Source organism: Aeromonas sp. 9A, assembly GCF_963900955.1.
Lineage (GTDB): Bacteria > Pseudomonadota > Gammaproteobacteria > Enterobacterales > Aeromonadaceae > Aeromonas > Aeromonas salmonicida.
Genome location: NZ_CAWRFG010000001.1, coordinates 1,779,302 through 1,796,779, shown reverse-complemented (window position 1 = coordinate 1,796,779; position 17,478 = coordinate 1,779,302). Strand labels below are relative to the sequence as shown.

The following is a 17,478-nucleotide window of genomic DNA, read 5'->3' as shown; positions in this document are numbered from 1 at the left end:
CGGGCATGGTCTATTGAGCGTCCGGCTCTTTCGGCGGGGGCGGTGGTGTCTGCATCGAGTTGACGGCCTCTTTGATGAGGACGCCCAAGGCTGCCAGCAGTGCCGCCTCCAACGCTTTCAGTAACGGGTTTCCTTGCTGCTCATTCATACGCCTTCTCCTTGCTGGATGGCTCCCGACAAGGGGCCAGATGTGATGTGTTCCATGGGGTTCTCCTATGGTGTTTCCATCTGTCTTATACCGGCAAAGGGTCTCAATATTGCCCACCAAATTTCCTTATGCTGGAGGGACTTGGGATAGTTTTATGGGGTCCTCTGGCTGCGAGAGATCCTTATCATCTTCGCGGTATCTCCCCTCTGGATGGCTTCTAAGCTCCCCCCTCGGTGCAGTAATGACTAGGTAGATGAAGCCCCCCACTAAATGGAGTGCATAATTCAGGGGTACACAGCATACACAACGTACACATTTGGCAACCGATTGCGATGTTCTCAACGATCTTGATGTGCAAATGTCTAAAATGGTAATTGCACATTTACCGAAAATGTGCACATCAAAGAATCGTCAGGCGGTGATAGGCCTTACTCCCGCTATGGCTTTGATCCAACCGCCAACCTAGTCGATGGGCTATCCGCTTGAGATCTCTTAGAGGCTGGGCAGGGTTACGCAGATACCCGACCTGATCGCAGGTATAAGCACTCTGGGCAGACGCTCTGGTGATGTCGATGTATCGCCCCTCAGTCGGTTCCGCCATCATCTCTAGTAGTTCTTGCAGGTACTCCTCAACGCTCTGGATACGTCCTTGTGTGCGGCAGAGGGTCTCCCATAGCTCTTGCTCCTCGTGGCGTATCCTGATCGGTCTGAGACCCGTCAACTGCTCAATGTGGGCATCACGCTGTTGGTCTGCTTTGCGGTTCACTGGCTCTAGATGGTACTTTTCATCGAACTCCAGCAAGTACGCTTCCTTCCTGAGCGGTTTGTCGAAGTACTTCCCGTCAGGGTCAAACCACTGCATATTCACCCGAAAATCCACACGATAGGGGCCACAAGCAAACTGTGGGATCACCTCTGTTCGCAAACCCAGCTGCTGTACTTCAAAGTAAGCAACCAATGGGGCCAAGTACTCAACGTAAAACGCAGCCTCATAGCGACTCTGGTTTTCCTCTTGTGGCAACGATTGTTCGGTTAGCCGCTCGATTTCCGCAAGCAACGCAACGTTCAGGTGAGAGCTGGGGCCATAGGTCAACACGGCCAAGGCTTGCAATGGCGACCACCAGCCCAACCCATTATCAGGTTCAGGGACGTCCGGTAGTTCAAGCCCCTGCACCTGCCGAATATTGGCTATTGCCCGCCGAACATATTGGCTGTATCGACGGTTAAATCCAGGTATCCGCGAGAGCAGTTCCTTTGGGTCAATAAGCCCTTGGGAAGGATGCCCAATGAAAATCCCAGTGATGCCCAAAACTGCCTCCTACGTGGTCTTTACTTCGACTCTTCCGAGCTAAAGTCCTCGAAATCGTCGTCATAATCGGAGTCAGTTTGTTTCTGGAAAGACTCGTACTCGTCGATTTCGCCCTTCACCCAGTTGGCGTCAATGTAGGGGGCCTCAGCTGTCGTTCTGAGCAACTCTTCACCGCTTCTGTCTCGGATACTGCTGCCAGCCAACTTAGGCTTGAAAGCCTGCTCAAGCATGAACTGACCATCAAGATCCGTGAACACCGCAGCCACTGAGTCGTCAGTCTTGATAACGCTGATTTCTTTAATCGCAGCCTTTAACTGGCTGTTGAACCGTTGCCGCTGATCGGTACTATTCAAATCCTCTGGCAGTATCATCTTCCCGAGTGTTTTCTCCGATAACTCTCGGCTCATGAGGTCATCCTCAAGCTGGCTGATTTGCCCTTCTAAGGCTTGGCAATTTGCCTTGCACTGCGTGAACAGCTCTCGGAATACGGCATCATCATCAAGCTCCAGCATGGATTGAGCCGCTTTATTCCTTTTCTTGACTTCCAACTCCAGCTTTTTTCGCAGGTTCGCCAGCTCATCTTTCAGAGCAAGTGTTTTTTCAGTCGTGGCCCTTCGTTGTTGCATCACCGCAGATAACAAGCTGACGGCCTGTAATAGCTGCGGTTCAACTTTGTCGTAGAGCATATTTGGCAGTTCACACCCAGTAATATTCTGCTTGGGACAAACAAGATAATTGCGAGGACTCCCTGCTTTACCCTTATTGTGGAAACGCAGCGGCTCACCACATTGGCAGCGAAGAACTCCGCTAAAGAGGTTGTTGTAAATACCCTTGCGATAAGAGCCGCTATGTTTGCATCTCGTGCCGATAAGGTATTGCACTTCTTCAAACAAGGTGGGGGATACTATTGTGGGGTAATACCCCAAAATCGGTTCACCATCAGGCACCCGCTCACCGCCATCGATAACATGTGGCTGGAAAACACCTATCACGGCTTGACTCTTGATGACCGCCTGAATACCTGCTGGGCGCCAGTCCGCCTCTTTGCCGAACGTCTTGTAGCCCTTTTCCAAAAAAGCCTTGGCGATCTGCTCATAGCCGCAACCCGACTTAGCCATTTCAAACATCTCGTTCACAATCGCTGCTCGTTCTGGGATCGGGACGATCTGATCCCCCTCCCTAGTTAGCCATGACGGTAGGCGGGAGTTTTTCATCACCTTGTTGTTCTCTCTGGCCTCTTTACGGCCATTTGACCATGCAGCACGACTCCGGCGGCTCTTCATCTCAGATTCGTCATTCGCACGAGCCATGTAAACGATAGAGACAATTAACTTGGTGAAATCCACCTCGCCTTTGCGAAAAACTTGATTGTCAGAAAGCGTAACAATCACAACGCCCGCATTCAGAATCTCAAGAAACTGGGACAACGCCTTCTCAATCGCTTGCCTGCTCAGACGATCAACCGACTCTACCAACAGGTACGAGCCTTCCTCAATTTCCCCACCCTTTACCGCATCAATGAAGCGGCCTAACGCCCCGTCAGTCCTATTGCTGCCCCTAAATGCACTCACCCCAAAGTCTTCAATCGTCTTTGCATCCAGCTGAAGATTGTGCTCGGCACAGTAGTCGATAGCCGATTTGAGTTGACGGCGATAGCTGTCCCCCTGTGCCTGCTTAGGGGTACTAAAACGAACATAGGAATACGCCTTCGGGCTACGACTCATAACAACTCCTTTGCGATTAGCTCACCTCTAGCACAGGTGCACTAGACAAAAAACTAAGACTGGGTGAGACTATCAACAGATCGGCACTTTACACAACATGCACTAAAGGTTATTTTTGCCGAACTGACTCACAACATAGTGAAGCAGGCCACCAGCCAGCATGAACAGCCCAAAAAATGGTCGCGTTTCCACGCATGATGATCGCCTGTATGCTATGGCCCATTGAACGGAACACGGTGAACTCCATGGAAAACAAGACCGAATGCAAAGTCGTGCTATACGGCATTTCTCCCAAAAACTGCGACACCATCAAGAAAGCCCGCAAGTGGCTGGACGAGGCTGGCATCGACTACCGCTTTCACGACCACAGAGCCGATGGCCTGGATCCCGCCGCGCTGGATAGCTGGCTGGCAAAGCTTGGCTGGGAAGCCCTGCTCAACAGCCGTGGCACCACCTTCCGCGCCCTGCCGGATGAAGCAAAGCAGGGGCTGGATACCGCAAAAGCGCGCGCACTGCTGCTGGAACATCCGGCCATGATCAAGCGCCCGCTGCTGGATCGGGACGGCGAGCTGACCCTGGGTTTCAAGGCTGATCACTATCAATCCCTCTTCTCTCGTTAAACTTTTTTAAGGAACGCTGATGTCGGACGTCATCGCACTGGCCAAGGATCTGATCCGCCGCCCCTCCGTTACCCCGCAGGATGAAGGGTGTCAGACCCTGATGAGCGAACGCCTGGCGCGTCTTGGCTTCGTCATCGAACCCATGGTGTTTGAAGACACCACAAACCTCTGGGCGCGCCGTGGCAGCGAAGGCCCCCTGTTCTGCTTCGCCGGCCACACCGACGTGGTACCGGCCGGACCGCTGGAGAAGTGGCACACACCGCCGTTCGAACCGACCATCCAGGATGGCGTGCTCTACGGTCGCGGCGCCGCCGACATGAAGGGATCCCTCGCCGCTATGGTGGTGGCCGTCGAACGCTTCGTGGCCGAGCATCCGGATCATCAGGGGTCCATCGCCTTTCTCATCACCTCGGATGAAGAGGGCCCCTTCATCAATGGCACAGTGCGTGTCATCGACACCCTTGAAGCGCGCAACGAGAAGATCCGCTGGTGCATCGTCGGCGAGCCCTCCTCCACCCATGTGGTGGGGGACGTGGTAAAGAACGGTCGACGTGGCTCCATCACAGGGGATCTGCTGGTGCGTGGCGTACAGGGGCATGTGGCCTATCCCCATCTGGCGGACAACCCCATCCACAAGGCGGCGCCGGCATTGACTGAGCTCGCCGCGACTGTCTGGGATGAAGGCAACGCCTACTTCCCCCCCACCAGCTTCCAGATTGCCAATATCCAGGCTGGCACCGGCGCCTCCAACGTCATTCCGGGGGAGTTGCAGGTTCAATTCAACTTCCGCTTCAGCACACAACTGACCGACATGGATATTCGTGAGCGCGTCCAGGCCCTGCTCGACAAGCACGGTCTGGACTACGAGCTGACATGGACCCTCTCCGGCCAGCCCTTCCTGACCGATACCGGCGCCCTGCTGGAGGCCACAGTGGCGGCGGTAGCGGCGGTCAATGGCCAGCAACCGGCACTGCTCACCACGGGCGGTACCTCGGATGGGCGCTTTATTGCCCCCACAGGGGCCGAAGTGATCGAACTCGGCCCCGTCAATGCCACCATCCACAAGGTGAACGAGTGCGTGAAGGCCGAGGATCTGGATCTGCTGGCAGATATGTACCAAGGGGTACTCGAGAGATTGCTGGCATGACCCAGGAACAACTGCTGGGGCTCGACGAGAGTCACCTTGTTCTGGTGGGACGCGGGCCCCATCGTCTGACCGCTGCCACTGCAGCGGCCTTCAACGACATGCAGGTGGCCGCCGCCCATGAAGGGCACAACCTGCAGGCGGCCTCCAGCTGGCGCAGCTTCGAGCGTCAGCTCGCCATCTGGAATGGCAAGTGGCGCGGTGAGCGCCCCCTGCTGGATGTCGACAACCAGCCTATGGATACGCTGCAACTGAGCGAGTGCGAACGGCTGCACGCCATACTGCGCTGGAGCGCCCTGCCCGGTACCAGCCGCCATCACTGGGGCACGGATCTGGACATCTATGACCCCGACTGCCTGCCTGCCGGTACCAAGCTGGCGCTGGAGCCCTGGGAGTATGAAGCCGGGGGCTGGTTTAGCGACCTCGGCGACTGGCTGACTGACCACATGAATGACTTCGGCTTCTTCCTGCCTTATGCCAGACCTGTGGGTAGCGGCAGCGGTGTCGCCTACGAACCCTGGCATATCAGCTTCGCGCTGGAATCCCGGGAGCAGCGGCTGGATCCGGATGCGCTGGCGCTTTGCCTGCAACAGGCGGATATTGAAGGCAAGTCAACCATATTGGCCCATCTTGACGAGATTTTGGCCCGTTATGTCACCACCTGTCCTGACGAAAGGAAAACCCCATGAATCTCTGGCTGTGGATTGGTTTGCCACTGCTCTTCCTGCTTGGCATGTTTCTCAATGCCATCAAGGACATGAAGCGGCTGGAGAAACAGCTGCCCAAATACAAGGACAAGATACGGGAAGTCAAGGATGACGAGGACGACTGATCGTCCTCTCAGCCCGCCAGGGGCGCCACTATGGCGCCCCTGCTGCTTTTCACGAGGGCGGAATTCTCCCTCCCCATCCTGATGATGGCTCAGTGATCCCGTTCACATAGAACAGGACTTCTTTCTCCCTTCCTTCCCGCCATCTTCAAGGTAAAAACCCAGTTCCTGGCAGCACTGAAAATGTAAAAAACTGCAAATAAATGCACAATTAAGCCACACCGCGCCCAACAAACTGCATATAATGTGCCTGTTTTGCATTTTGACAGAAGGAGTTCGCCATTGGATGCCGTCACCATCAACAGTTTCTTTTTAGTCGCGGCCTTGTTGGTGGGAGCCAGTGTCCTGTTGAGCGCGCTCTCCTCTCGCCTTGGTATCCCCATTTTGGTGATATTTCTCGCGGTCGGCATGCTGGCCGGGGAAGATGGGCCGGGGGGCATTCACTTCGCTGACTACTCGGTCGCCTATCTGGTGGGCAACCTGGCGCTCGCCATCATATTGCTCGACGGCGGCATGCGTACCCGGGTTTCTTCTTTTCGGGTCGCACTCTGGCCAGCGCTCTCGCTGGCAACCGTCGGCGTGGCCATCACCACAGGGCTGACCGGTCTGGCCGCCGCCTGGTTGTTCGACCTCAACCTGATGCAGGGCATGCTGATCGGCGCCATCGTCGGTTCCACCGATGCGGCGGCTGTCTTCTCCCTGCTCGGTGGGCGCAGCCTCAACGAGCGGGTCAGTGCCACCCTGGAGATAGAGTCCGGCAGCAACGACCCCATGGCGGTGTTTCTCACCGTCACCCTGATCGAAATTCTTGCCACCAACCAACAGGGACTGGACTGGTTCTTCCTGCTGCTGCAACTGGGCAAGCAGTTTGGCCTCGGTGCCGGCATAGGTCTGGGCGGCGGCTGGCTGTTGTGGAAACTCATCAACAGCGCCAGGCTGGCTCCGGGCCTCTATCCCCTGCTGACCGTCAGTGGTGGCCTGCTCATCTTCGCCCTCACCACGGCCATCGGAGGCAGCGGCATCCTCGCCATCTATCTCACCGGCCTGCTGCTCGGCAACCTCTCCCTGCGCAGTCGCAGTACCACGCTGTCGGTACTCGATGGCCTGACCTGGCTCAGCCAGATCGGCATGTTCCTGGTGCTGGGGCTGCTGGCCTCCCCCCACAAGCTGCTGCCCATCGCCCTGCCGGCGCTGGCACTCGCCGCCTGGATGATACTGTTCGCCCGTCCCGTCTCTGTCTGGATTGGCCTCTTGCCGTTCAAGAACTTCGCCCCCCGCGAGCGCTGGTTCATCTCCTGGGTGGGGCTGCGCGGCGCCGTGCCCATCATACTGGCGGTCTTCCCCATGATGGCCGGGCTGCCCAACGCCCAGCTCTACTTCAATGTCGCCTTCTTCGTGGTGCTGGTCTCCCTCATACTGCAAGGCAGCTCGCTGCCGCTGGCATCAAAGCTGGCCAGGGTTGAGGTACCGGCACCGCCGTCACCCATCAACCGATCCGGGCTTGAGATAGATCTGGACAGCCAGTGGGAGACCTTCGTCTACCGCCTCAGCGCCGAGAAGTGGTGCATCGGCTCGCCCCTGCGGGATCTGCGCATGCCCAAGGGGACCCGCATCTGCGCCCTGTTCCGGGATCAGGAGTTGCTGCACCCCTCGGGCAGTACCTGCCTGCAATCCAATGACATCCTCTGCGTCATAGGACACGAGCGAGATTTGCCGGCTCTCGGCCAGCTGTTCAGTCAGGCTCCTGAGCAGGATCTGGGTCCGCGCTTCTTCGGTGACTTCCTGCTGGAGGCGGCCGCCAATATGGTGGACCTGGCACCGCTCTACGGGCTGGATGTGAGCGAGGTGGCGGATCAGACACTTGGCGATTTTCTTGCCGACCAGTTGGGCGATAATCTGGTAGTCGGCGATCAGGTCGAATGGCAGGGCCTGATCTGGACAGTGGCCGAAATGGAAGAGGGCAAGCCCCGCAAGATAGGGGTGCGCTTTCAGGAAGAAGACCCGGTCTGACGCACATCGTCTGACCCGCCTTTGCGAGCAGGGAGTTCATTATGCCTTACCAAACCGAGTTGTCTGGCCTGCAACCCCCTTTTCCCAATCTGGGATTGATAGAGGGATTCTTTGGCAAGGGCTGGAGCTGGGAAGCCCGCGCCCGCTACGCTCAATGGCTGCCACGCCACGGCTACGGCTTCTACATCTATGCCCCGAAAGAAGATGGCTATCTGCGCAAGCACTGGGCACTGCCCTGGCCTGAAGCCGAGCTCGAGGCTCTGCGCCAGCTGGCCCGCCAGTGCCGCGACAACGGCCTCGCCTTCGGGGTGGGCTTGAGCCCCATGGGTGCCCACCACGACTATGATCGCAAGCGCCCGGCCCTGTTGGAGAAGGTGCGCCTCATCGACGAAGCGCTGCAGCCTGACATACTGGCTGTGCTGTTCGACGACATGAAGGGGGATACCCCGGATCTGGCCCACCACCAGCTCACCATAGCCCACGACATTGCGGCCCACAGCAAGGCCGGCCGTCTCATCTTCTGCCCCAGCTACTACTCCACGGATCCCGTGCTGGAAAAGGTGTTCGGCGCCATGCCCCCCCGCTATCTGGAGGATATAGGCCAGCAACTCGACCGCCGTTTCGAGATCTTCTGGACAGGCCCCAGGGTCTGCTCCAGCGAATACCCGGCCCCCCACCTCAAACAAGTGACCGAGCTGCTCGGGCGCAAACCCTTTTTGTGGGACAACTACCCGGTCAACGATGGCAGCAAGGCCAGCAGCTTCCTGCATCTGCGCGCCTTCGAGAATCGTCCGGCAGAACTTGTGGATCTGGTCGCGGGCCACGCAGTCAACCCCATGAAGCAGGCAGCGCTCTCTGTGCTGCCGCTTGCCACCCTGCCCATGAGCTACCGGCTCGGCAAGCAGTATGATGCTGACAAGGCGCTGCACGCCTCCCTCAATGCCACCTGCGGGCCGCAGATTTCGGCGATGATAGAGGCAGACCTGCCGCTGTTTCAGGACATGGGGCTGGCCCTGCTCACCCAGGAGCAGATAGCCCATCTCAAGCGCCGTTACCTGCCGTTTCAGGATCAGGTGTGTGTAAACGAAATCTTGCGCTGGCTGGCCGGTGAATATGTGTTTGATCCTGACTGCCTGACCGACTGAGACAAGCCACGCCAGATGCCACAGGAGGCTGCATGGACGCATCCCTGATCTACCAGAACCTGGCGGTGTTTGCCGCCTTCTTGCTGATCTACAGCCTGATCGCAGGTCGCTTCGAATCCCGACTGATCAATGGCCCCTTGCTGTTCCTGCTGATGGGCTGGCTGCTGGGACCTGGCGGGCTCGGTCTGCTGTCACTCTCGGTCAATAGCGAGGGGATCAAGCTGCTGGCAGAGCTCACCCTGGTCATAGTGCTGTTCAATGACGCTGCCAACACCAACTGGCAGGTATTGGCTGCCAACCGCGCCCTCCCCATACGATTGCTGCTCATCGGCCTGCCACTCACCCTGCTGGGGGGCACCCTGTTCGGCCTCTGGCTCTACCCGGATCTGCCGCTGCTGGAGCTGGCCATCCTCTCCACCATTCTTGCCCCCACAGATGCGGCGCTCGGCAAGGCCGTGGTCAGCAATCCGGCCGTGCCTGCGCCCATCAGGGAGGGGCTCAATCAGGAGAGTGGCCTCAACGACGGTATCTGCGTGCCAGTGCTCCTGCTGCTGCTCGCCCTCATCGCCCCCACCGAACAGCACACAGGCACGGGCATGCTGGCCATGACGTTGCTGCTGGAAGAGATAGGCATAGGCCTGCTGGTGGCCCTGGTGCTCACCAGCCTCACCATACGGCTGCTGAAAACCTCCTACCTCAACGGCTGGCAACTGCCGCTCTGGCGCCAGCTCACCATGCCGGGGCTGGCCCTGCTCTGCTTTGCGCTTGCCCAGACCCTGGGGGGCAGCGGTTTTATCGCCGCCTTCGTCGGGGGTCTCTTGATGGGCCGCAGACTGGGGGAGCACAAACACGCTTACATGGATAGCTGCGAAGGGTATGGGGACCTGCTCTCCGTGGTGATCTGGATGGTGTTCGGCGCCACCCTGATGCCCATGCTGCCGGAGCTGCTGCACTGGCAATACTGGCTCTATGCCGCCGCCAGCCTCACCCTGCTGCGCATGCTGCCGGTCTGGCTGAGCCTGCTGGGGACAGGACTAAAACCCGAGTTGATACTCTTCATCGGATGGTTCGGACCAAGGGGGCTCGCCAGCATTGTTTTTGCCGTCATGGTGTTGCAACACGAGCCAGCGCTGCTGGGACAAGAACCCATCATAGCCACTGTGCTTTGCACCATCATACTGAGCGTCATCTTGCACGGTATCAGTGCTAATCCCTGGGTCAGGCGCTTCAAGACGGCGTAAATACCCGACAGTGGCCAAAGGTATGGCAGAGGGGATAAACCACCTCATCGCCATTGCGGTATAAAACAATACCCCCAGTCAGGACTGGGGGTATTGTGGATAGATCAAGACATGTATGAGCTGCGTATTTCAAGGTGCCATGGCAATCAAGGCTGATTTGGTCCCCTTGTGGCCGCCCCCATCATGACCGGATATTGCCCTCTGTTGCGCGGTAAACCAGAATGCCCGGCTTGTTTTTCACATAGTCAATAAAAGGCGAATCCACTACCTTCATATTTGTCGAAACAGAAGAGGCATTGCGAAGTACGGGGCCATTTTCACCCCGAATGAAAATACCGGTATGGGTCACATCCAGACCGGCAATATTGGTATAGATACCGATATAATCGCCATCTTCCAGCAAGCTCAGCATGTCTTCGTCCACGCGATCACCAGGAATATAAGTGATGTCGCGGTCCTTCACCGCCAGCCCCGGAATATAGTGACTGCCATCTTCTTTTTGATTCAATACTTTGGCGGCGGTCACCACATAGTTGCCGACCAGATGGGTCACATCCTTCACCTGATTGCCACTATGGACCCAATCAGAGAAAAAATGCTTTCTAGTCAGGTAGTTGACTTCACCATTTACATAACGAGTGTACATGACATTCTCGATGAAATTATGCACACTCGTTGAGTGTCGCAGTGACTCAACGTAATCCAGATAGGTGAAGCAATCCAGCTCACCAAAATCCACCACCAGTTTTTCCTGCTGGTCGCTCGATCCCACCAGCCGATTGGCAACATAAGGATTCTCGAGAAACAGTTGCGAGAAATCCTTTATTGACTGACCCGGTGCCATATTCTGATGTTGAGCAAACATCCTGGTGAGTTGCTGCTCCTTTATATTGTAAAAATCCAGGTTTTTCCCGTTGCCGGCCGCAACCCCGCCAGAAAAAGCGAGCAAAGCGGCGCCTATTACCTTCACCATTGAGTACCATCCTTGACCATAAAAACGAGCAGCAGGGGGTACCCCTGTCGCGAACAGCGTCGACAATATGCATCTAATGCCATTCGAGACTGATGAATTAAGGGCCGATTGAAAACAAAAAAAATGTAAGTAAATGTACCCGACTCGCCAGATATTGGCCTGATACAGACTCACGCTGGCATGAATACCCGCTGGTGGAAAATAACCTCGATGGCGACCAAACAGAGAAGCCCCGACGGGGCAGGGGCTGCTCTGTTGGCTTTCGTTTTGGGTTTTCGTTGCTTGTCATGGCCTTGCTGTCACAGCCTGACGAGACACGTTATCCGCCCCATCACAGGACTGCGTTCACTGGCCGACAGGCACTCAGCCGAGCGCCAGCCAGACACCGACACCGAACATCAGGGAACCGGCGATCCGGTTCATCAGGGTCACGTTGCCGCTCTTGGCGAGGAAGTGGCGCAGGGTACGGCCACCGCCCGCGTAGAGCAGCAGACAGGAGAACTCGATCACCAGGATCAGGGCCACCAGGGCACTGATCTGGGGCGTCATCGGCTTGGCTGCATTGATGAAAGGAGGCAGCAGGGAGACCATGAAGGCCCACCCCTTGGGGTTGGCGATGGCAGTGACAAAACCCTGCATGGCCAGACCAAGGGGGCGTGTCTCCTGTCCGGCCGACAGATCCGCCGGTATGGCCATCTTGCCTTTGGCCTGCCACATCTGGATGCCGAGCCAGATGAGATAGGCGCCACCCACGTATTTGAAGGCAGAGAAGAGCGCCGGATAGTTGAGCATGACGGCAGCCACCCCGATCACCGACAGCACAGAGACCAGCGCGACCCCGACCAGTTCACCCCACATCATGTGGAGGGTACGGCGCACCCCCAGACTCATGCCGAGGGTCATCGCCAGCGTCATGCACATGCCGGGGGTAACAGAGACAAAAAAGAACGTAGGCACAAACAGCGCCAGAATCGCGGGATCAATCCAGTCGGACACACTACACCTCCATGGTAACAAGCTTGAGATCTTGCCTATCACACTCTTTTAACACAAGAAAAAACCTTTTCGTTCAGCATGATTTCAGCAATAAAAACCCTGTGATAATAGTTGTCGCGCCTGTGTAATATGCCGCCTCACTCCTCTTTTGGGTTAGGACCTGCCATGTCGTTGAGTAACCTGTCCATCCGTCTTCAAGTGCTTGTTCCACTCCTGCTCGCCAGCCTCTTGATGGTCCTGATGGCCGGGATCAGCAAGCAGGAAATAGACAGCGCCATTGCGGACATGAACCAGACCACCACCAGCGTGACGCGCCACAAGGACGACATCGCAGCCCTGATCCACGCCACCTACCGGATGCGCACCAACGCCATCTATGGCCTGTACGATCCGGCGCGCTTCGCCCAGTTGCCAAACGATCTCAATGCGGCGGAACAGGAAATAGGGACCATCTTGTCCCGACTGGTGATCACAGGTGCCGAGCAGGACAACAGCCAGGTGGCCGCCGCCCTGCAGGCTTATCTCGGCCACACCCGCAACAACATGTTGCCGCTGCTGGCCCAGAAACATCAGGGAGGTGGCGATGCTGCCACCTACGAGCAGTCACGGCTGCGTTTTCGTGAGCTGGGGGAGCAGTTGATCAAGCAGATCGACACCATGTCAGCGCGCATCAACCAGCTGATCCAGACCGAAATTGCCGAGGAAGAGGCGCACTACAACGCCACCCTGTTGCGAACCCTGCTGATGATGAGTGCCACCCTGATAGCGGCGCTGCTCGGTGGCTGGTGGTTGTCCGGCCAGATAGTCCGCCCCATAGGCCAGTTGCAGGAGGTGATGCGCGCCGTCGCCCAGGGGCGCTTCAACGTGCGGGCCAACGCCGATGGCAGCAACGAGCTGAGCCAGCTGGCCAAAGATATCAACCAGACACTGACGCAGCTTGGCAGCACAATCCATACACTGACCGGTATCAGCGGCAACGTGGCCTCTGCCGCCACAGAGCTCGCCGCCGTCATGACCCAGTCCGAGACCAATGCCCAGCAGCAGCGCAGCGAGACAGAACAGGTGGCCTCCGCCGTGACCGAGCTGGCCAGCACGGCCGACAACGTCAACCACAACGCCGCCCTGGCAGATGGGTTGGCGCGGGATGCCAATAGCCGGGTCGAACAAGGGCTGGCTCTGTTTGCGGAGAGTATCGCTGCCAACAGCCGCATGGCGGGCAGTCTGGAGAGCGCCGCCGCCGTGGTGGCGCGCCTCAAGTCCCAGTCCGAGCAGATCGGCAAGGTGATCGAAGTGATCCAGAGCATCTCGGAGCAGACCAACCTGCTGGCCCTGAATGCCGCCATCGAGGCTGCTCGCGCCGGTGAAACCGGTCGCGGCTTCGCGGTCGTGGCCGACGAGGTACGCCTGCTGGCGGCCCGCACGCAGGACTCCACCAAGGAGATCCAGACCATCATAGAGCAGTTGCAGAGCCAGTCCCAATCCGCCAACAACGGCATGCAGGAGACCCTCACCATCCTTGAACACAACCAGCAGCTCTCCGGCGAGGTGCAGGCGCTGCTCGGTGGCATCACGGAGGCGGTCAACCAGATCAATGGAGCCAATGCCCAGGTGGCTACCGCCGCCGAAGAGCAGTCGTGCGTCACCGCCGACATCAACCGCAACATCACCAATATTTACGAAATAGTGAACCAGAGTGTGGCCGGCATCAGCCAGAGTGCCGCCGCCAGTCACGAACTGTCACAGCTCGCCGAGCAGCAGCGCAAACAGCTGGCCCAGTTCCAGTTGTGACGTCCGCTTGCGCGATCGACACAAAGGCCCCGCAAGCGGGGCCTTTATGTTAATGAATGGACACATTTGTTATTGTTTTAAACGGCTTTTTTATAATGTGGCTTCATTGGGGGCTGGGCTGTCGCACCAAATGTGAGTATGGTAGAGGCACGTCACTTCCCCTCACATGAGATCACCATGAAGCTGCATTTCAAGAAACCGGCCTTCATCGGCCTGGGCCTCATCGCCCTCGTCTCCGCCATCTGGCTCGACTACTACCTGCCGGAGCACACCATAGCCACCATCACAGGGGTGGAAGTGAAGCGCACCGACAAGGATGGCCCCATCAGCCAGAAAAACCCGGCTGACGGTCCCACCACGGATGTCTACTACATCTATACCGAACGCCCGGGCGAACAGATCCGGGTATTTCGCAATGAAGATACCGGCTGGGGCTGGCCTTTCTACTTCAAGTTCAACGCGGCCGATGTGCAGGCAAAAGCCAAGTCCATGGAGTTCGAGAAGCGTCTGGCCATCATTACCTCCTACGGCTGGCGCGTGAACATGTTCACCATGTTCCCCAACGTCACCAAGATAGAGAGTACGGGTCCTGAGGCCTCCACCTGGAGTTTCTTCCGCTGGTTCTGGTTCGGTATCTGGGCACTGGTGATGGGCAAAGCCGCCATCGCGACCTGGCGCTACTTCGACCGGCTCGAGGACGAGATATGACAGAGCCGAGCAAGACTCGTACCAGTTTCTACCGACGGCTTTACGTTGCCTGGCTGATAAGCAGCGGCACGGACACAATCCCGGCCATCATGGCAGCCACCGGCATGCCGCGGCGCACCGCCCAGGACACCCTGGCGGCACTGGCTGATCTCGATATCAGCTGCGGCTTCGAGCAGACGGAAGGGGCGCGCCACCTGCAGGGGCACTATCGCATCAGCGACTGGGGTCCCATCAATCCGGCCTGGATCAAGGCCCGGTTGCCTGCCATCAAGCAAACACTGGGTTATCCATAGCACTATCGCACCGGTGACTGGGGGGTCTATCCAATCCAGCCTGGATCAAGGCACAGTTGCCCGTAATCAAGCAAACGCTGGGTTATCCATAGCACTATCGCACCGGTGACGATCAACAGAGGCCAGCCGCAAGGCTGGCCTCTTTTTATATTGCCCGGGCAGACACAGGTCTCGGCACGCGGAAACGACTTACTCCGGGAAGGGCTCTTCCGGCAGCGGTTCCTGGGTCTCAGCCTGGGTGCAGTCGATGATGGAACGCTTGGGGTTGTTGGGGTCGCGCAGCAGCAAGGGGGCCAATCCCTCATTGTGCTTCTGCTCGTCGGCAAACTCGCTGCCATAGGCATTGTGGGTCAGCCTGCGTGCATTGGCGATGGGGGTGTCCACAAACAGGGCGTGCACTTCGAAAGTGGACGAGGGGATGAGAAAGCCACTGATGGGCAGACCATGCAACTCTTCATGGGTCTTGTACCAGGCAAACCCGTCCGTCACCTTGTAGGGGGTGAAGTGTTTAAGCTGAGGGTGGGCCGGCTCGCCGGTCTCGCTGTCGAGGTAGAGATGGTCGAGATCGCAGGTCGCCAACCCCTGCCACATGGATTCGAACGGCGTGGAGCAGGCCGTCAATTGCAACCCGGCCAGCAGTGCCAGCGACGCTTTGTACATTTCCCGTCCCTTCTCTCAATAGTGCAATGGCCGTCAGCCAAAAAACCGCAGTCGCTCGACCAGCAAGTCGATAAAACCCGGGCGATCCAGTCCCAGCAACACCAGCGCATTGGCCGGTTTTCCGGTGAGCTGATAGCGATCCACCACCGTCATCCCTGTGGTATGCAACCCCCGGGTCTCGATATCGACCCGGCACTCGACCCCGTGAAACAGACCGGGAGCCAGCAACCAGGCAATGGTACAGGGGTCGTGCAACGGCGCACCAGCAAATCCCCACTTGGGATCCCTATGGTAGATCATGAAAAAGTCGAGCAGGCCGGCCACGCAACGGGCCACCGGATTGGCAATGGCGCGCACCCGCGCTATGTCCTCGTCCATCACCTGCGCCTCGTGGGTCACATCGAGGCCACACATTGTGATGGGAATACCTGACTTGAAGACCATATCGGCTGCTTCAGGGTCCACATAAATGTTGAATTCCGCCGCTGGCGTCCAGTTGCCCGCCCCCGCGGCGCCGCCCATCAGTACGATACGGGCGATGTTGGGCTTGAGTTCGGGGTGCGCCGCCAGCAGCAGGGCGATATTGGTGAGCGGGCCGGTCGGCACCAGGGTGACCGGCTCCGGACTCTCGCGCAGCGATTTGGCCATCAATTCGAGGCCCGTCATGGCCTGGGGTGCAAAGGCGGGATCCGGCAGCGTGGGGCCATCGAGGCCTGACTCGCCGTGGACGTTGTCGGCGATGATAAGCTCGCGGGCCAGTGGTTTGGGCGCTCCTGCCGCCACAGGAATGTCGTCACGGCCGAGCAGAGTGAGAATGCGCAGGGCATTGTTGAGGGTCTTCTCCTGTGTCTGATTGCCAGCACTGGTGGTCACCGCCAGCACCTTGAGTTCGGGACTCGCCAGCGCCAGTATGAGGGCGATGGCATCATCGTGGCCGGGATCACAATCGAGAATAACGGGCAATGCCATGAACGGACTCCTTGCAACATGACGGGGAACCATACCTTAACAACCCGTGACGAGATTAACTCGGGAGGGAGTCACAAAACGGACTCAGCCCATCTTATCAAGCAGTTGCTGTCAAACTCGCCGTGAGGGATGTCGCCGGCTCACCCTCGATTCGCCCCGCGCAGCCGGTTCGAGTATGATCGCCCCCCGTTTCCAGCCCGTGTACCCTATGTCCGTCATCGTCGATACCTTCATCGCCCCGCCCTGCGAGGCTGCCATCGAGATCCTGTTTGAAGATGAGCACCTGCTGCTCATCAACAAGCCGAGCGGCCTGCTGAGCCTCTCGGGCAAGAACCCGCAGAACCTCGACTCTGTCCACCATCGGCTGGTGCAAGATTATCCCGGCTGCACCCTGGTGCACCGCCTCGACTTTGGCACCTCAGGTCTCATGGTGGTGGCCAGAAACAAGGCCATCAACGCCCTGCTCTGCCAGCAATTCAGTCAGCGGGCTGTGAGCAAGGCCTACAGCGCCCTGCTGTGCGGTCATCTGGCCGACGATGAGGGGGTGATCGATGCCCCCATCGCCAAGGATCCCGCTCTCTTCCCGCTGATGAAGATCTGCGCCGCCAGCGGCAAACCTGCTCGCTCCCGCTATGAGGTGGAAGATCGCCTCTGTCGTGAAAGTGAACAGGGGGAAAACCAGCGACTGACTCGGGTCAGACTGGTACCGGAGACCGGCCGTACTCATCAACTGCGGATCCACTGCCAGCTCGTGGGTCACCCCATCCTCGGCTGCGATCTCTATGGTGGCCTGCTGTTGCCCGGCTGCGAACAGGCACCGCGGCTGATGCTGCATGCGAGCGAGCTGGATTTGGTGCATCCGGTGAGCGGCGAGCCGATGGCGGTCAGATGTGCCAGCCCCTTCTAGCGAGACGCAGCATC

Annotated in this window: 18 protein-coding genes; 11 read left to right on the top strand and 7 right to left on the bottom strand. The window is 58.1% G+C overall.

All coding sequences use genetic code 11. From position 1 onward, the window contains the following. Window positions 1-10: 10 nt before the first annotated feature. From AACX78_RS08560 to AACX78_RS08550, 3 genes are all read right to left on the bottom strand, one after another. The gene (locus AACX78_RS08560; RefSeq protein ID WP_010674054.1) at window positions 11-148 is read right to left on the bottom strand and encodes a hypothetical protein; all 138 of its coding nucleotides are present in this window, start codon (window positions 146-148) and stop codon (window positions 11-13) included. A gap of 400 nt (window positions 149-548) precedes the next feature. Beyond that, the gene (locus AACX78_RS08555; RefSeq protein WP_159165937.1) at window positions 549-1,457 is read right to left on the bottom strand and encodes a hypothetical protein; all 909 of its coding nucleotides are present in this window, start codon (window positions 1,455-1,457) and stop codon (window positions 549-551) included. A gap of 20 nt (window positions 1,458-1,477) precedes the next feature. Beyond that, complete coding sequence (locus tag AACX78_RS08550; protein WP_159165936.1) at window positions 1,478-3,181, bottom strand: recombinase family protein; 1,704 nt, start codon at window positions 3,179-3,181, stop codon at window positions 1,478-1,480. Between the two features lie 245 nt (window positions 3,182-3,426). On the opposite strand from AACX78_RS08550, the gene AACX78_RS08545 reads away from it, so the two are divergent. The 7 genes from AACX78_RS08545 to AACX78_RS08515 all read left to right on the top strand — a co-directional run bounded on the left by AACX78_RS08545 (window position 3,427) and on the right by AACX78_RS08515 (window position 10,170). After that, window positions 3,427-3,801, top strand: a complete 375-nt coding sequence (locus tag AACX78_RS08545; RefSeq protein ID WP_125609113.1) for an ArsC family reductase — start codon at window positions 3,427-3,429, stop codon at window positions 3,799-3,801. A gap of 19 nt (window positions 3,802-3,820) precedes the next feature. Beyond that, window positions 3,821-4,948: a succinyl-diaminopimelate desuccinylase gene (gene dapE, locus AACX78_RS08540; RefSeq protein ID WP_159165935.1), complete on the top strand. Its 1,128-nt coding sequence runs from the start codon at window positions 3,821-3,823 to the stop codon at window positions 4,946-4,948. Beyond that, entirely contained in the window at window positions 4,945-5,634 is a 690-nt protein-coding gene (locus AACX78_RS08535) for a M15 family metallopeptidase (RefSeq protein WP_159165934.1), read from the top strand. The genes dapE and AACX78_RS08535 overlap by 4 nt, the downstream gene beginning before the upstream one ends. Beyond that, window positions 5,631-5,777, top strand: a complete 147-nt coding sequence (locus tag AACX78_RS08530; protein WP_017411705.1) for a hypothetical protein — start codon at window positions 5,631-5,633, stop codon at window positions 5,775-5,777. Before AACX78_RS08535 ends, AACX78_RS08530 begins: the two co-directional genes overlap by 4 nt. Window positions 5,778-6,056: 279 nt before the next feature. After that, window positions 6,057-7,784, top strand: coding sequence for a potassium/proton antiporter (locus AACX78_RS08525; RefSeq protein WP_005312960.1), 1,728 nt, complete (start codon window positions 6,057-6,059; stop codon window positions 7,782-7,784). Window positions 7,785-7,825: 41 nt separating this feature from the next. Further along, window positions 7,826-8,929, top strand: coding sequence for a beta-N-acetylglucosaminidase domain-containing protein (locus tag AACX78_RS08520; protein WP_021137953.1), 1,104 nt, complete (start codon window positions 7,826-7,828; stop codon window positions 8,927-8,929). Window positions 8,930-8,961: 32 nt separating this feature from the next. Next, complete coding sequence (locus tag AACX78_RS08515; protein ID WP_159165933.1) at window positions 8,962-10,170, top strand: cation:proton antiporter; 1,209 nt, start codon at window positions 8,962-8,964, stop codon at window positions 10,168-10,170. 181 nt (window positions 10,171-10,351) lie between these two features. Here the strand turns inward: AACX78_RS08515 and AACX78_RS08510 are convergent, their stop codons facing one another. After that, window positions 10,352-11,143 (bottom strand): DUF1460 domain-containing protein, encoded by a 792-nt coding sequence (locus AACX78_RS08510; RefSeq protein WP_159165932.1) that lies wholly within the window; start codon window positions 11,141-11,143, stop codon window positions 10,352-10,354. Window positions 11,144-11,506: 363 nt separating this feature from the next. Then, the gene (locus AACX78_RS08505; RefSeq protein ID WP_021137956.1) at window positions 11,507-12,139 is read right to left on the bottom strand and encodes a LysE family translocator; all 633 of its coding nucleotides are present in this window, start codon (window positions 12,137-12,139) and stop codon (window positions 11,507-11,509) included. A gap of 165 nt (window positions 12,140-12,304) precedes the next feature. Between AACX78_RS08505 and AACX78_RS08500 the strand changes: the two genes are divergently transcribed. The 3 genes from AACX78_RS08500 (at window position 12,305) to AACX78_RS08490 (ending at window position 14,928) form a co-directional block, all read left to right on the top strand. Next, complete coding sequence (locus tag AACX78_RS08500; RefSeq protein ID WP_159165931.1) at window positions 12,305-13,927, top strand: methyl-accepting chemotaxis protein; 1,623 nt, start codon at window positions 12,305-12,307, stop codon at window positions 13,925-13,927. Window positions 13,928-14,104: 177 nt separating this feature from the next. After that, window positions 14,105-14,635, top strand: a complete 531-nt coding sequence (locus AACX78_RS08495; RefSeq protein ID WP_005312938.1) for a DUF1523 family protein — start codon at window positions 14,105-14,107, stop codon at window positions 14,633-14,635. Then, window positions 14,632-14,928 carry a winged helix-turn-helix domain-containing protein gene (locus AACX78_RS08490; protein WP_059112600.1) on the top strand — a complete coding sequence of 99 codons (297 nt, stop codon included), beginning with the start codon at window positions 14,632-14,634 and terminating at the stop codon, window positions 14,926-14,928. Before AACX78_RS08495 ends, AACX78_RS08490 begins: the two co-directional genes overlap by 4 nt. Window positions 14,929-15,117: 189 nt before the next feature. Here AACX78_RS08490 and AACX78_RS08485 read toward each other — a convergent pair whose 3' ends face one another. After that, complete coding sequence (locus AACX78_RS08485; RefSeq protein WP_021137959.1) at window positions 15,118-15,588, bottom strand: hypothetical protein; 471 nt, start codon at window positions 15,586-15,588, stop codon at window positions 15,118-15,120. Between the two features lie 33 nt (window positions 15,589-15,621). Further along, window positions 15,622-16,557, bottom strand: a complete 936-nt coding sequence (gene rihA / locus AACX78_RS08480) for a pyrimidine-specific ribonucleoside hydrolase RihA (RefSeq protein WP_021137960.1) — start codon at window positions 16,555-16,557, stop codon at window positions 15,622-15,624. A gap of 175 nt (window positions 16,558-16,732) precedes the next feature. Between rihA and AACX78_RS08475 the strand changes: the two genes are divergently transcribed. After that, window positions 16,733-17,464 carry an RluA family pseudouridine synthase gene (locus AACX78_RS08475; RefSeq protein ID WP_201302817.1) on the top strand — a complete coding sequence of 244 codons (732 nt, stop codon included), beginning with the start codon at window positions 16,733-16,735 and terminating at the stop codon, window positions 17,462-17,464. The last annotated feature ends 14 nt before the right edge of the window (window positions 17,465-17,478 follow it).